At 40.1% G+C, this 12,696-nt stretch carries 14 protein-coding genes; 4 read left to right on the top strand and 10 right to left on the bottom strand.

Translation table 11 applies throughout. From position 1 onward, the window contains the following. Positions 1-6: 6 nt before the first annotated feature. The 4 genes from HY817_00995 to HY817_00980 form a co-directional block, all read right to left on the bottom strand. Positions 7-669 (bottom strand): hypothetical protein, encoded by a 663-nt coding sequence (locus HY817_00995; protein ID MBI4835816.1) that lies wholly within the window; start codon positions 667-669, stop codon positions 7-9. An 83-nt stretch (positions 670-752) separates the two neighbouring features. Further along, positions 753-1,358 carry a hypothetical protein gene (locus HY817_00990; protein MBI4835815.1) on the bottom strand — a complete coding sequence of 202 codons (606 nt, stop codon included), beginning with the start codon at positions 1,356-1,358 and terminating at the stop codon, positions 753-755. 3 nt (positions 1,359-1,361) lie between these two features. After that, the gene (locus HY817_00985) at positions 1,362-1,673 is read right to left on the bottom strand and encodes a hypothetical protein (protein ID MBI4835814.1); all 312 of its coding nucleotides are present in this window, start codon (positions 1,671-1,673) and stop codon (positions 1,362-1,364) included. A 17-nt stretch (positions 1,674-1,690) separates the two neighbouring features. Beyond that, positions 1,691-2,503 carry an MBL fold metallo-hydrolase gene (locus HY817_00980; GenBank protein MBI4835813.1) on the bottom strand — a complete coding sequence of 271 codons (813 nt, stop codon included), beginning with the start codon at positions 2,501-2,503 and terminating at the stop codon, positions 1,691-1,693. A 105-nt stretch (positions 2,504-2,608) separates the two neighbouring features. On the opposite strand from HY817_00980, the gene HY817_00975 reads away from it, so the two are divergent. The 4 genes from HY817_00975 (at position 2,609) to HY817_00960 (ending at position 6,630) form a co-directional block, all read left to right on the top strand. Further along, positions 2,609-3,604, top strand: a complete 996-nt coding sequence (locus HY817_00975; protein ID MBI4835812.1) for a mechanosensitive ion channel — start codon at positions 2,609-2,611, stop codon at positions 3,602-3,604. 57 nt (positions 3,605-3,661) lie between these two features. Beyond that, positions 3,662-3,967 carry a ferredoxin gene (locus HY817_00970; protein ID MBI4835811.1) on the top strand — a complete coding sequence of 102 codons (306 nt, stop codon included), beginning with the start codon at positions 3,662-3,664 and terminating at the stop codon, positions 3,965-3,967. A gap of 101 nt (positions 3,968-4,068) precedes the next feature. Next, positions 4,069-5,844 carry an S-layer homology domain-containing protein gene (locus HY817_00965; protein MBI4835810.1) on the top strand — a complete coding sequence of 592 codons (1,776 nt, stop codon included), beginning with the start codon at positions 4,069-4,071 and terminating at the stop codon, positions 5,842-5,844. A 3-nt stretch (positions 5,845-5,847) separates the two neighbouring features. Continuing rightward, on the top strand, positions 5,848-6,630 hold the full coding sequence (locus tag HY817_00960) for a bifunctional 5,10-methylenetetrahydrofolate dehydrogenase/5,10-methenyltetrahydrofolate cyclohydrolase (GenBank protein ID MBI4835809.1): 783 nt from the start codon (positions 5,848-5,850) through the stop codon (positions 6,628-6,630). A gap of 1 nt (position 6,631) precedes the next feature. Here the strand turns inward: HY817_00960 and HY817_00955 are convergent, their stop codons facing one another. Genes HY817_00955 through HY817_00930 form a run of 6 tightly spaced genes read right to left on the bottom strand, consistent with a single transcriptional unit; the run spans position 6,632 to position 12,611 of the window. Continuing rightward, positions 6,632-7,138: a hypothetical protein gene (locus tag HY817_00955; GenBank protein MBI4835808.1), complete on the bottom strand. Its 507-nt coding sequence runs from the start codon at positions 7,136-7,138 to the stop codon at positions 6,632-6,634. Between the two features lie 39 nt (positions 7,139-7,177). Next, positions 7,178-8,359 (bottom strand): glycosyltransferase, encoded by a 1,182-nt coding sequence (locus HY817_00950; protein MBI4835807.1) that lies wholly within the window; start codon positions 8,357-8,359, stop codon positions 7,178-7,180. Continuing rightward, a complete protein-coding gene (locus HY817_00945; GenBank protein MBI4835806.1) occupies positions 8,347-9,198 on the bottom strand; it encodes an aminoglycoside phosphotransferase family protein in 852 nt (283 codons plus the stop codon). The genes HY817_00950 and HY817_00945 overlap by 13 nt, the downstream gene beginning before the upstream one ends. Beyond that, complete coding sequence (locus HY817_00940) at positions 9,170-9,763, bottom strand: histidine phosphatase family protein (protein ID MBI4835805.1); 594 nt, start codon at positions 9,761-9,763, stop codon at positions 9,170-9,172. Before HY817_00940 ends, HY817_00945 begins: the two co-directional genes overlap by 29 nt. Beyond that, complete coding sequence (locus HY817_00935) at positions 9,760-11,334, bottom strand: NTP transferase domain-containing protein (protein ID MBI4835804.1); 1,575 nt, start codon at positions 11,332-11,334, stop codon at positions 9,760-9,762. Before HY817_00935 ends, HY817_00940 begins: the two co-directional genes overlap by 4 nt. Continuing rightward, a complete protein-coding gene (locus HY817_00930; protein ID MBI4835803.1) occupies positions 11,331-12,611 on the bottom strand; it encodes a hypothetical protein in 1,281 nt (426 codons plus the stop codon). The genes HY817_00935 and HY817_00930 overlap by 4 nt, the downstream gene beginning before the upstream one ends. Positions 12,612-12,696: the final 85 nt, after the last annotated feature.

The raw sequence follows: 12,696 nt of genomic DNA, 5'->3' as shown, positions 1-12,696 counted from the left end.
AGAAGATTAGAGACGAAACCCAACGGCAAAGCCTAGATTGACAGCTCCTCCAGGAAAACCTGGGAAGCCACGTTCTCTACCAATACCGACAAATCCTTCACTTACTTGTGGCCCAATACCAGCAATCAAGGTGTTGGTAGCTGCATAAGAAAGAGCAATTACTACCACACCGATTACCGCGTACATAATAGTTTGTTTACCCTTTTTTGTCATTTCTGGATCTCCCGCTGATGCAAGGTAACGAAAACCACCATAAACGAGCATCAAAAACGCAATCAAACCAACAAAACCTAAAAAGAAGTTAATAATTTGCACTATTAACGGTTCTAACTGAGGATTATTAGCTTGCAATACTGTTCCTTGAGGGACATGAATACCATAATTACTAAACTGACCTAAATTAAGCCCCGGCACACCACCACCAAGTCGCCCCGATGCGCCCGCAGCCGCACCGGCGATACCACCAGCAAGAGCACCGACACCAGCCCCGATCAGAGATCCAAGGCGTTGGTTACCAGCAGCTCTACCAATCAATCCTCCAACACCAGCACCCAGGGCACCACCTGCAGCCGCGCCAGCCAAGCCACCACCAATACCGCCAACTACATCACTAATAGAATCAGCATGAACCTGTTCGGCATTAAAAGGCAAAATCAAAGTGAAGCTCATAGTTATCAGAAGCAGAATGGATGCTAGTACTTTGCGCAACATAGAGAGATTAATTAAAGATTGTGTTGAATTTTAAAGATTTTTTACAAACCTATTCCCACACCCACACCGACATTGATACCAGCGCCTGTTTGCGGTGATTCTGTGCTTTCTCCACCAGTAACCGCAACAGACACAATGGTATAGGCAAATATCGCTACCAATATACCAATAATTGAACTCCAAATCGCTTTTGTTGCTTTACTCACCTGGCCAGAATCGCCACGAGCTGTCATATACATATATCCACCATATACGAGATATATTACTGCCACACTTCCGATCAAAGCTAAAAGAAAGTTAGTGATACTAATAATAATTAGATTAGCGCCACCAATATTAATCCCTCGAGCAGGATCAAAGACAGCACCAATGCTTTCACCCAAGGCAATAACCATTAAACCAACTACAGCAAAGGTCAGGCTGTCCTTAGCTTTCTTTATGGTGCCATCATCACCACGGGCAGTGATATAAAAGTAACCAGCAATTACTATATAAAGGATAGCCACTGAACCTGCGATGCTTTGTAAAGTACGAATAATAAACAAAAAGAAATTAGAGGCTTCGGTAATTTGGGGCACGCCACTGATATCAGAAGGCAGTGGAATTGCATATACTTGAGGAATCAGCTGGAAAAGAAATTTATACATAAATTAACGAGCTAAGCGAGGTAATTCTCCGGTAACTACACGCACAACAAGGAACGATAAAGTGACAACTATGATGCCAGCAACGGCCCCAAATATCTTTGTCTTTCCTTTCTGTTTGGTTTCAACATCCCAGCCCCAGATGTATTGACTAGCCCCAATAAAGACAAAGAGAATGGCTACACCACCAGCTAACCCCAAAAGGAAATCGATCGCATAGTGGACCAGAGTGGCGACATCACCAAGGTTGGGGTCATCCAAGATATAGTCACCTTGGTTCGGCGTCAATGTCGTAGCTGCTAAGTAAAGCCAACTCATAAATTTAGTAATTCATATTATTGTAACAAAAATTTTCCCATCGTACCAACTTCATCGCTGCGATAAACTGCTCCGAAACCACATAAGCGGTATAAAGTAGCCCTATTTGGATGGCCGTAACGATTATTTCTGCCGACACTAATAAACATTTCTTGCGCATTAACTAACTGTAAAAAAGGATAGGTAGAGCTAGTTTTACTACCATGATGCCCCACTTTTAAACAATTTGATTGCAAACTTTTACCATAATAATTGCCTAATAACCCTTCTAACTCTTTTTCCATATCACCACTGAATAAACACTTACTTTCTCCTTGCTCAACCTGGAGCACAATGGAAGCATTATTAATATTAGCAAATGCCAGTTTAGCCAAAGAAGCAAAAGGGAAAAGAATATTAATTGTTATATCATCTATAACCAAATCTTCATCTGCCTGTGCCCTAATCAATAGGATGTTCTTGGTAACAGCGATGTTTTTTACTTTTTCATAATTAATGCTTTTATAATCGACATCGGTGAGCATAAAAGCTCCGATACGATAATGTTTAGTTAAAGCTAATACCCCGTCGATGTGATCAGCATGAGGATGGGTAAAAATGATTAGATCTAAAGTAGACTGAAAAGGAGGTAAGTATTTAGCCAAAGGTGCCAAGATATTCTGTTGAGGCCCAGCATCAATAAGAATTGTGTGCCCTCGAGATGTTACAATAAGGGTAGCGTCTCCCTGAGCAACGTCTAGAAAGTATATTCTGGTTTGGTTGGATATAGGATATAAGCCATACAACATTCCCAAAACGAACAAATGAAAACAAATAATGAGTTTCGCCATGAAGATCAAAATAACCGAATACAAATTGTAGCAACAAAATAATGAAACCTCCGTTTTGCGACATTGAAAGTGAATGTGGTATGATGTAACTGAAACAAAAATAATATGGCAACTTCCACAGTCTCTGATGTTCAAAGTCAAACTTCAGATAATGTAATAAGCTTCGTGAGTGCGGTAGTGAATAAAATACCAGCACTATTTTTGGCAATCTTAGTTTTCTTTGCTGCTTTTTTGTTAGCAAAAATCGTGAAAGCATGGGCACAACGTTCAGTTCTCAAATCTGGAAGCAATGAGGGGGCTATGAATATAGTGGGGAAAACAGCTTACATAGGCACTATTGTATTAGGACTTACAGTTGCTCTAAAAATACTGGAGATTGATATCAGCTTCATTGTGGCAGCAATGGGTTTCGGTTTGGGTTTTGCCATGAAAGACATTTTGGAAAACTATTTCTCTGGGGTATTAATTCTTGTCCAAAAACCGTTTAGTGTTGGTGACACAATTAAAGCCGGCGAATATGTAGGCAAAGTAGAGGAGATTGAAGCTCGTGCTACTTTTTTACGTGTTTTTGACGGTCAAAGAGTAATTATCCCCAATTCCAATATGATTTCTGGTGCCGTAATCAACTATTCCTCTTTCCCTGAAAGAAGAGTGAATGTTGATTTCAGTGTTTCCTATGATGCTAATTTACAGACAGTAAGTGAGCTGATTCTGCAATTGATGAAGAGTCATCCCAAAATCATGCAGGAACCATCCCCAAATGTGACTATTAAAGGTTTTGGTAATAGCAATATTGATCTGCAAGCTCACTTCTGGGTAGATAGAAGTCAAGCGAATTGGATAAAACTAAATACCGAAATAAAAAGACGGATCAAAGAAACATTGGATCAGAATGGTATTGGAGTCTCTTACCAAGTAGTCACACTTAATGTTAATAATCATGATTCGGGAGATATCTATAATGTCATGAACAGTCATGTTCCTGAAAGAAAACCCCAAGTTGAAATGGCCATCCCCCCTTCTACCCCAGCGATAGAAAATGAGAGTAGTATGCATCTAGAGCCAATAGCTAGCAATGAGAACCCTAGTGTGCAGGGTTAGGGTGGCATAAAAAAATGTTTTTGCTTAGAATGCTGACGCTATTTGAGCTTATTTTCTATGTCACAAAATCAATCCCAAACACCAGCAGGGCAAAATAACGCCAATCCTTTAATTAAACGCCGCGTCGGAAAGTATATTATTGAGATTGTCCGCAATAAATGTATTAGCGTCGCCAATTGCGTAGCAATAGCACCTGATGTATTCGCCCTGGATGAAGAGCAGATAGCGATACTTCTCGACGCTGATCCCAAAAGTAATTTATACACAAGTGATGATGAAACGATACTGATGTCAGCCAGAAGTTGTCCTACCCAAGCCATTATTGTCTATGATGCAGAAACTGGACAGCAACTTTTTCCATAAGACACGAAAAATGTAACAATCAAGGTAAGATGGCGTAGTTGATATAGCAACGGCAGATCATTGTGCTACAATGGCGCCAACTTACTATTAAAGTTCATGGTATGAAACAATCTCGCAAGTGGAGTTCAGCAATAGCAGCAATCGCCTTATTCTTGGTAAGCGCCACGCCAACAAGTGCCATGATATTAATTCCCACATTAATACCAGATTTTGGCGCATTATTGACACCATCCGTTATCGCTTCTAGTCCCACTGACAATGAACGTATCGTAATGGATTTTCTCCATACTCCGTCAGAAGTGGTACCAGTTATTAGTGTGATGTTTAATGAGAAGATGAAAGCTGCCAGCACGCCAGCTGCTGCAGTGAACGTTTATAATGATACTGATGGTTTAGTAGTAATACCTGCTAGCGTTACTATCACAGATAATATGCTTTATATAGAAACCGGCGGCTTAAGAGTAGGACGTTCCTACACCGTTACCGTAAGATCTGAACAAATTATGAGTCTTGCTAGCGGTTTACATCCAGCTGACTATATATTTCATTTTAAGATCGACCGAGCTACTTTAGGTGGTGGATTTCCTCCTTCTATGAGTGAACCATCGACTTCACTGAGTGTAGAGAAGACAACACTTACTCCTTCTGTTTCGATGTCAGGTGTATCTTCTGGATCTGCTAAGTACCGCATCAGTATTTCCAATATGGGAGGCTATGATTTATCAAATGTCACCGTAAAAGATACATTACCCGTTGGCTTCAGCTTTGATTCCATGGTTAGTGGTGCCACTGCTTCAGTGAGTGGAACACGAATAGTTACATTTACGCTTTCAGGTACCTTAGCCAGGGGAGATACAACGTCATTTGAATATCGCGTCATCATTGATGGTAGCAACAATTCTTCTGGAGAGAGAATAGTGCCTGCTGGAACCTATAATAATTCTGTCTGGGTGTCAGGTGAATTTACTCCAAGCGGAGATAGAGTTGGTGAATTTACCAATCCAGTAACTACGGCTGCAGATCAAAATTCTGAAAATGATGAAAATGTGACTATTACTAGACCTTTTGTTCTTCCTACTTTCATTACTCCAAGCATCCCCTTCCTCCCCACTCTTTTCCCAACAGTGACGTCTTCCCCTTCTTTAACTTCAACACCAACAGTAACAGCATCCCCTTCTTCAACCCCAACAGTTACCGCTCTTCCTACAGTAGCTCCTAGCACGCTGCCATTTTCTCATCCTAGCACAGATCCGCTGACTTGCTTGAGACTTAATGGTGCAACTGCAATGAGCTTCAGCGATGTTAATTCTACTGAAATTCAAGCCCCTTATGTGCAATTTCTCAATACCACAGTTTTTACTGCTAATCCCGAATTACGTCTTTCACAAGGCTATGGCAATGGATTGTTTGGTATGAACAACACACTTACTCGTTTTGAGTTAACCAAAATGGCATTAGGAGCAAACTGTATCAATTATGTTAGTAGTCCAGCACCAAATCGCTTCTTCACTGATGTACCTCAAGATGATTCAGCAATGTCCTTAGTAATTGGCAAAGCTAAGGCATTAGGTATTGTGCAAGGTATTGGAGATAGATTCTATCCTAATAGACCAGTTAGTTATGGTGAAATGGTGAAGATCCTCATCGGCTCTGGTGTTTATTTTGATCACGGCACCCCTACTACAGTTTTGGCACATACCCTAACTGGTATCAATGATGAGGGATTTAGACAATATGCTGAGTTTAGTGCCCGAATGAATTTGGTCAACCTAGGCAGTGGCAATTCTTTCCCCCAAAATGATTCCGTGCAAAGACGTTTTATGGCACAAGCTGTTGCTCGTTATATAGCTTGGCTCAAAAATATTTCTATTTTATAGTCAATGTCAGCTCAGATCATTGATGGTAAAAAACTAGCCCAGGAATTGAAAGATCAATTACGCTCAGCCTCTCCCCATGGAGGGCTGGGCGTTGTTTTAATTGGTGAAAATCCTGCTTCATTAATTTATATCAAACAAAAAGAGAAACTTGCGCAAGAACTTTCAATTCCATTTGAATTACTGCATATCCGCGAATGGAAAGATATCGAGGAACTGAAAGAAAAAGTGCTACACTTTGGTAACCAAGAGAAGCTGGCTGGAGTGATTGTTCAAATGCCTTTACCAGAAAGGCTACCAGTAGAAGAGTTTCTGGATTGCATCCCCATTGAAAAGGATGTTGATGGTTTAAAAAGGGCTTCTCCTTTTATACCCGCAACAGCACGAGGCGTAATGTATGCGTTGAAGAGCACAAAACAACTACTTACAGGTAAACATGCTGTTATTATTGGCAGATCAAAATTGGTGGGACGGCCCTTGATTGATTTACTTTTGGCAGAGAATTGCACCGTGACGATTGCTCATTCTTATACTCAAGACTTGCCCTTTATTACCCAATCTGCAGATATTCTCATAGCTGCAGTCGGTAAAGCAGGTTTGATCAATGGTGATATGGTAAAAGACAGTGTCATTGCAATTGATGTGGGTATCAATCGTCAAGCTGACAAAATTGTAGGAGATATAAGTTTCACTGAAGTAAGTGAAAAAGCAAGCTTTATCACTCCAGTACCTGGTGGTATTGGCCCTTTAACAGTAGCTTTTTTGATGGCTAATGTTCTGCACCAATAGTCTAATTTTGTAATGCTGACTGAGCAAATCGAGCACTGCCAATAGCATCCAATATTTCGTTCAATCTTAGTGTGGCTGATGATTCTTGAAGTGCGTTTCCTTGGCCAGAATCGGCTTCAAGTGAAGTAGATACTGATCCCTTTACGTTACCTTCGGCATCAACTCTAAATTTCAACTCTCTTTCAGGATTAAGAGAATTGACCTCATAAGAGCGATCCCGATTACGTCGAATTTCAATAGTACTATGAAAGGGTAGGGCAACAATCATGATGTCATTCATCATTAAAATCCGTTCAATCTTAGCCGCAGAATGCATAGCAGTAACAGCTACCCGTTCGGCAGCCACAGGGAACGAAGATAGAGCAGACGCTAGACTTAAACGTGTATCCTGCTTAACGACCATTACTTCTCGGTCATGGGGATTAAGAGTAGCGAGTACAAACCGTCTGGCATCAAGCCTCTCGAGATCACGTTCTATACGGATAGCCCCATCTAAGGAAGAATTCATTTTGTGTTTGATAATCATTTAATTATACGCTTTTATTCTTCACTTAGAAATACTATTTACTCTTTCAGTTTTATATTTTTCTAAATTGATGGGAAATAATAAAACTTTGATCAAGAAAAAGAGGAATTGGGCTAGTCTTAATCCATATCCCAAAATATGTTTAAAAGCATTCAATAGCGACAGTTGTTGCGCCAGAACTAAGTTAATAATCACTTGAATTAGGAAAATAACTGGTAATGACCAGCTATTTCTTGCTAGAGCGATGGGTAATATGAGAATGCTATAAAATTCAGCTAAATAAATACCATACCAACCTAAGCCATAGCATATGTGGGCAAGTGTGAGTCTGAGCTGAGACTTCTTAGCCAAAGCAAAGTAGGAGAAAACTCCTTTAAATATAGGAATGATTTGCTGGAAAGCATTAGTCATATTTGGTGGCGCCTGAACTAAGGTAAAAAAGGGTAAAGAAGAGTAGTGTAAGCCATTCAAATATAATTGGTACCGCAATGGAATATCATCTATTGGTTCAGGAAACTGATCAATCTTCTGCCACAATTGTGGTTTTACAAGCATTGTTGCTCCCATCGGATAGTGCCAAAAGATGGTATCGCTAAGGGCTGCTGCATATTCAAAAACTAACATGCGCTCTTGATGGTGAAGCATCAGTGATTGAACCAAGAAAGATCGTGATGATTGTGGTTTGGGTAAAAAAGAAAAAAGCAGAGCCTTTTCGTGGTTTTGGATATAGGCAAGGGCCTTAGGCCAATCTTCAAGTGCAATACGGGCATCGCAATCAAAACAGACCAAAATAGGCAAGCTACCATGACTTTGCGCCCTTATATAATCTAAGGCCACATTAAGTTGAGTTGCTTTGGTACCTTTAAGATTATGGGAATGAATAATCTTCATTCGTTCTGCATACTTTGAGCCCTGACAGTAGTGGCCAATTATTTCTGCGGTGGTAGGTCTCTGAGTTTCTTTGTCAGTAGCTACAAATAGTAATGATATATTTGCATAATGAGCTAAGAATTGTTCATAATAGCTGATAGTTTCTCGAATTATTATCTGTTCATTATATACCGGGAAGACAAATACATATGAGTTTCGTCGAGCAGAGCGACAGTGAGGAATCTTTTTCACTTTGTGCAAAGCGACATATAACGAAATCCCCAAAACAGCTAGTCGATAGAGATAGGCTGGTAGTAATATCAAAGCATCCATTGTTCCAAGTAGTTAAATGCTGCATCTTTGTAGGGATAACCTTCTTGATGCCCACGATAAGCAAAGTACGAGATTGAACCGAGACATTCATAGACAATAGCAGCAATAAGTTTGCGCTGCTCATCAACTGTTACTTGTCGAGCAAAATAACATTCTAAAAGTTTACCGCTGGCGTAAGCGTTACCCTTTAAGGCTCGCCATGTTAACTTTGCTAGATCAAATATTCCATCTCCTCGGTAAGCACGCTCAAAATCAATCACCGCATATGGCTGAGGCAAGTAAGGATGATATAACAAGTTTCCCAAATGCATATCGCCATGGACCAGCTGATCTGATCGGTAGTGAACACTATTCCAACAATCTTTAACTTCCTCAGCTGCTTTGGCTGCAATACATTTTTCACCTGAAGACAAAGTGTCAGTAAAAACGATATTTTTTGCAAACAGGGCTAGCCTAGTATGCAAATCGACACGTTGCAAAGTTCTTATACTTCTTTCTTGATGTAGCGACCGGAGCACAACTGCCAATTCTACTAATCTTTGTTCATCATTAGCTATTTCGATATGCTCTCCTGGCACTTTATCTAGCAAAAGAGTGGTTATAGCTTCGGCATCAACTAAAATCTTGGGCACGCGAAATTGACCTGGAGGAAGATGGTTAAAAGCTTTCAGAACAGCCCTTTCTGTTCGGTAGTTTTCTAAAGAGGCATATGATTTAACATATACGGGTGCCTGATCTTTGCATCCTTGCAATACTGTATTTTGAAAAGTATTTGCTTTACCGGTTACTTTGACCGCTGGAAAAGCGGTGCTAATAGCACTCAGCGATGGCAAGGGCATGGTACTTATGCTTATGATCTAAAAAGTAATGGGTTAGGGAACAGTAAGGAACTTTCAAGGCAACCACTTCCCGATCAATCCCTTTCATATAAGCAATTGCTGCTCGAATAACATTCTCATGAGTAACTAAGCCAATATGCTGATACTGGTTACCACGCATAACTTTTTGTATAAAAGCACCAACCCTTTTTTTGACATCATCTAAACTCTCACCATCATTGTGATGAAAGTAGTACGGATCCTTTCGGTACGCTTCATCTATATGTACTGGTACTTGAGAGATTAAATAACCTGACATTGCCCCAAAGTCTTGTTCTTTAATAGTTTCAGTAACAATCTGAGGGATTGATTTATCGATATTCAAAATCTGAGCAGTTTCTTGAGCGCGACTATTACTGCTGATATATAGAACTTCCAAGGGAATACCTTGGACTTTTCTTGCTAAGGCTTGAGCCTGGGCTATACCTTTGGCAGTAAGAGGTGCATCTCCCCTACCCCCCATCAATCTTTGCTCGAGATTGGCCACAGTCTCACCGTGACGAAATAAGTACAAATGTTTTGTCATAATTGTTGATTAAGTAAATAAAGGCCCTGTAAGAAAAATTGCGCACGTAAAGATTTATTTGTATAGCATCGACACATGCTCAAGAAACACAATCCTTCTATCCAGAGAACGTCATCAAGAGATATTTGGTACTTTTTAATAAGTTGATCAATAAGGAGCACGCAATTCCATGGATCGGAAGGATAGGAAAGTACATATTCTTGCGTAGCTACTTTTTGGAACAAGGAAAGGCCTCGCTTAATATATTCATATCCACCATGGAAAGAGTGGAGGAACTTGGCAATGTCATAACGGATATCACCATAGATAGAATATTGATCTCCCCACATACCACGAGGATCAACTAGTAAGAAGAAGTGACTCACAGGATCATAAAGAATATTGGCCAAGTGAAAATCACCGTGGATATGAGCCATACGCGCTGTCTTGGCTAAATGAATTGCTCTTTTCAAAATAGCTGTACGTAACAGAGGCCAACCATAAATCTTGTGATTGTTCAGCTTAACATCATCAATAGTAGCCCATTCAGGCATGGTTTCTTCTACTAACAAGACCACTCTCTCACCATACATCCAATTAGTTTGTGCTTGAGCGTCAGAACAATAGACTTTTCCAGTATAAAAGGACTCAGCCATGTGATGCCATAAACCAGCATTGATATGCTGTATTGCCAGCACATTCATAGGCTCATAAAGGCCGTAATAAGCCAGAGATCTGAGTGGACAATAGGCAGTTTCTAATTTGTGTCTTGTCGCTCCAATTAGTCGAGGAAAAGATTGAGGACTTCGGGTATGGCGATAAAAGTACTGTTCTGCAGCAAAACTTTTACTATGAGAGCATTTGATAACTGATTGCCCAGCCCGAAACACCTTTACTTTTTTTTGGGTACAAAAAGCTTCTTCAACACTGTGCAAATGTTGAATTTGGCCAGCATCTTGCCAGTCACTACGAAGCTGAGCATATATGCTAGTACTTTGTATATACTTGCCAATTACTGCACTGATATCTAGCGCTTTAGGTACAGCTGCCAAAGCACCAAGAAAAAGTTGGGCATCAGAGAAAAAGTATACGCCAGCTATCGCCTCCTGCAATTGACTGTGTGCAGGCTTATCGTATAGAGCACGTAGCACTCGATCCTGAGATATTTCGGCCATGCACCAGTCTTGAGTACTATTTACTATTCCAGTCAGGACAAAACTATTGGCAAAGTCTTTTTCTACAAACACTTTCTGTAGAAGAGTATCTGCTAAGTGAATACCTATCTGATCGGCATCATTAAGCTCACTGCTAGCTTTTTTTATCGCATCTAATAAACCATTAGGAGTTTCTTGCTCTACCAAAACAATAGGGAAACAGCTGGAAAAAGATTGTATTAAGCTGGTGAAACGAGCTCTAGTATGAGGAGGAATAATGATCACAATCCGGTACCACTTTGTCCGCCTATACAAAGCTAATATTTTGGCAATAAGTGGTTCATCTCCCAAGGGGATAAGACCTTTGGGATAATAGGTATTCAAAGGACTTAAGCGCGTGGCTAAGCCGGCAGTTGGAATAACAAGTATTCTTTTCATATACTGCCCCTTAATGACGCAAGAATATGCTTAGCACATGCCAATAAAGTAAACGTGGGATTGAAAAGGCCATTGCTAGGAAATACAGCGGTGGACGCGATAGATATATTGGGCCAATTATGCAGTTGCAAGTTTTCATTAACCATTTCTGGAAAAGTGACTCCTCCAGTCAGGTGTCCAGCGAAGTAAAAAGGGAAATGACGATTCAAAAGAACTAGGCGATTATCAGTCAAAAATTGCGTACGAATGTAGGACATAATCACTTTTCTCTGCCTACGAAAGGTGCTCAAAAATATCGGACTAGGATTAATTTGCCTATAATCTCTGCCCCTAACTTTTAGACATGAGCCTAGTAATGGAGGGAGATTGTAAACCACTACCAGTCGCATAAAATGGTCGGTAAATTCTTGTCCTGAAAGTATTTTTAGTCGGATTCGTGTTCGTTCAATTAAACTCTCGATTGGCGGAGCAACGTGAAACTCAAGTCTGAACGGAATTCCTTGATATTGCCTATCTTGATAGCAAAATGCGGGTATGGTTGTGCGAGGAACTACTGTTTTAGGTAAAAGTATCCCCAATGATGTTTGGGCATGATCAGAAAAGTATCTACCCAAGGCATCGTGTGGCCTAATGCGGTTGAAGGCATACGTTCTCAGCAAAAGTGCAATACTGCCCGGGACATGACAGGCAATAATAAAGTGCTTTGCTTTGATGCTTATCTTTTTGCCATGTTTATCAGTACCAACTAGTTCAGATATTTTGTCATTGCTTACCACAAAGTATTGGGCATGTAAGTACTCAGAGGCATCGTGGCTAAAGGGCCAAAGTAGTTGATGATCCTTTTTATACTTTTCGAAATCTTCCCGATACTGAAAAGCAGTATCAACGTTCTCAGGCTGCCTTCCCCAGAAGTAGTGCATCTGACTTTCAGGGAAAATGCTTTCTAAAGTATTGGTAAACCCCTTATATCTAGCGCTTGAATAAAACGAAGCAAAATTAACTAGCTTAAGTTCGCGTAATAATTCTGTTTGATAAAGTTGATACTGATCTTTATGAAATGGAAACGACTTGAGATCTTTTGTACTTAGAAAAGATATTAGACCACTTGCATAGGCTTGCCATGTATCTTTTGGTCCAAGATATTGTTCAACTTTATATTCACCTTTTGATTGGTATTGAGGGTTTTGGCCACTAACCCAAAGAATACTTTTGTGACGCAAATGCCAAGCAATATATTTCCCTGCAATACCGCTACCTATGATGCAAATGTCATACATACAAGATCTTTACCTAGACTATAGGGTAAAGAGATTTAGGATGATTACCTAGCAAAAAAAGATTAAAGATTTCTAATTATTCATC

The organism is Candidatus Abawacabacteria bacterium, assembly GCA_016207805.1.
In the GTDB taxonomy this organism is placed as follows: domain Bacteria; phylum Patescibacteriota; class Gracilibacteria; order RBG-16-42-10; family RBG-16-42-10; genus JACQZO01.
The sequence above is the reverse complement of the archived record's forward strand: the minus strand, read 5'-3'. Positions and strand labels throughout refer to the sequence as shown.

Excerpts from the sequence above, each read along its gene's own strand:
- HY817_00995 (MBI4835816.1), bottom strand. The coding sequence starts at position 669 with ATGAGCTTCACTTTGATTTTGCCTTTTAATGCCGAACAGGTTCATGCT.
- HY817_00990 (MBI4835815.1), bottom strand. The coding sequence starts at position 1,358 with ATGTATAAATTTCTTTTCCAGCTGATTCCTCAAGTATATGCAATTCCA.
- HY817_00985 (MBI4835814.1), bottom strand. The coding sequence starts at position 1,673 with ATGAGTTGGCTTTACTTAGCAGCTACGACATTGACGCCGAACCAAGGT.
- HY817_00980 (MBI4835813.1), bottom strand. The coding sequence starts at position 2,503 with ATGGCGAAACTCATTATTTGTTTTCATTTGTTCGTTTTGGGAATGTTG.
- HY817_00975 (MBI4835812.1), top strand. The coding sequence starts at position 2,609 with ATGGCAACTTCCACAGTCTCTGATGTTCAAAGTCAAACTTCAGATAAT.
- HY817_00970 (MBI4835811.1), top strand. The coding sequence starts at position 3,662 with ATGTCACAAAATCAATCCCAAACACCAGCAGGGCAAAATAACGCCAAT.
- HY817_00965 (MBI4835810.1), top strand. The coding sequence starts at position 4,069 with ATGAAACAATCTCGCAAGTGGAGTTCAGCAATAGCAGCAATCGCCTTA.
- HY817_00960 (MBI4835809.1), top strand. The coding sequence starts at position 5,848 with ATGTCAGCTCAGATCATTGATGGTAAAAAACTAGCCCAGGAATTGAAA.
- HY817_00955 (MBI4835808.1), bottom strand. The coding sequence starts at position 7,138 with ATGAATTCTTCCTTAGATGGGGCTATCCGTATAGAACGTGATCTCGAG.
- HY817_00950 (MBI4835807.1), bottom strand. The coding sequence starts at position 8,359 with ATGGATGCTTTGATATTACTACCAGCCTATCTCTATCGACTAGCTGTT.
- HY817_00945 (MBI4835806.1), bottom strand. The coding sequence starts at position 9,198 with ATGCCCTTGCCATCGCTGAGTGCTATTAGCACCGCTTTTCCAGCGGTC.
- HY817_00940 (MBI4835805.1), bottom strand. The coding sequence starts at position 9,763 with ATGACAAAACATTTGTACTTATTTCGTCACGGTGAGACTGTGGCCAAT.
- HY817_00935 (MBI4835804.1), bottom strand. The coding sequence starts at position 11,334 with ATGAAAAGAATACTTGTTATTCCAACTGCCGGCTTAGCCACGCGCTTA.
- HY817_00930 (MBI4835803.1), bottom strand. The coding sequence starts at position 12,611 with ATGTATGACATTTGCATCATAGGTAGCGGTATTGCAGGGAAATATATT.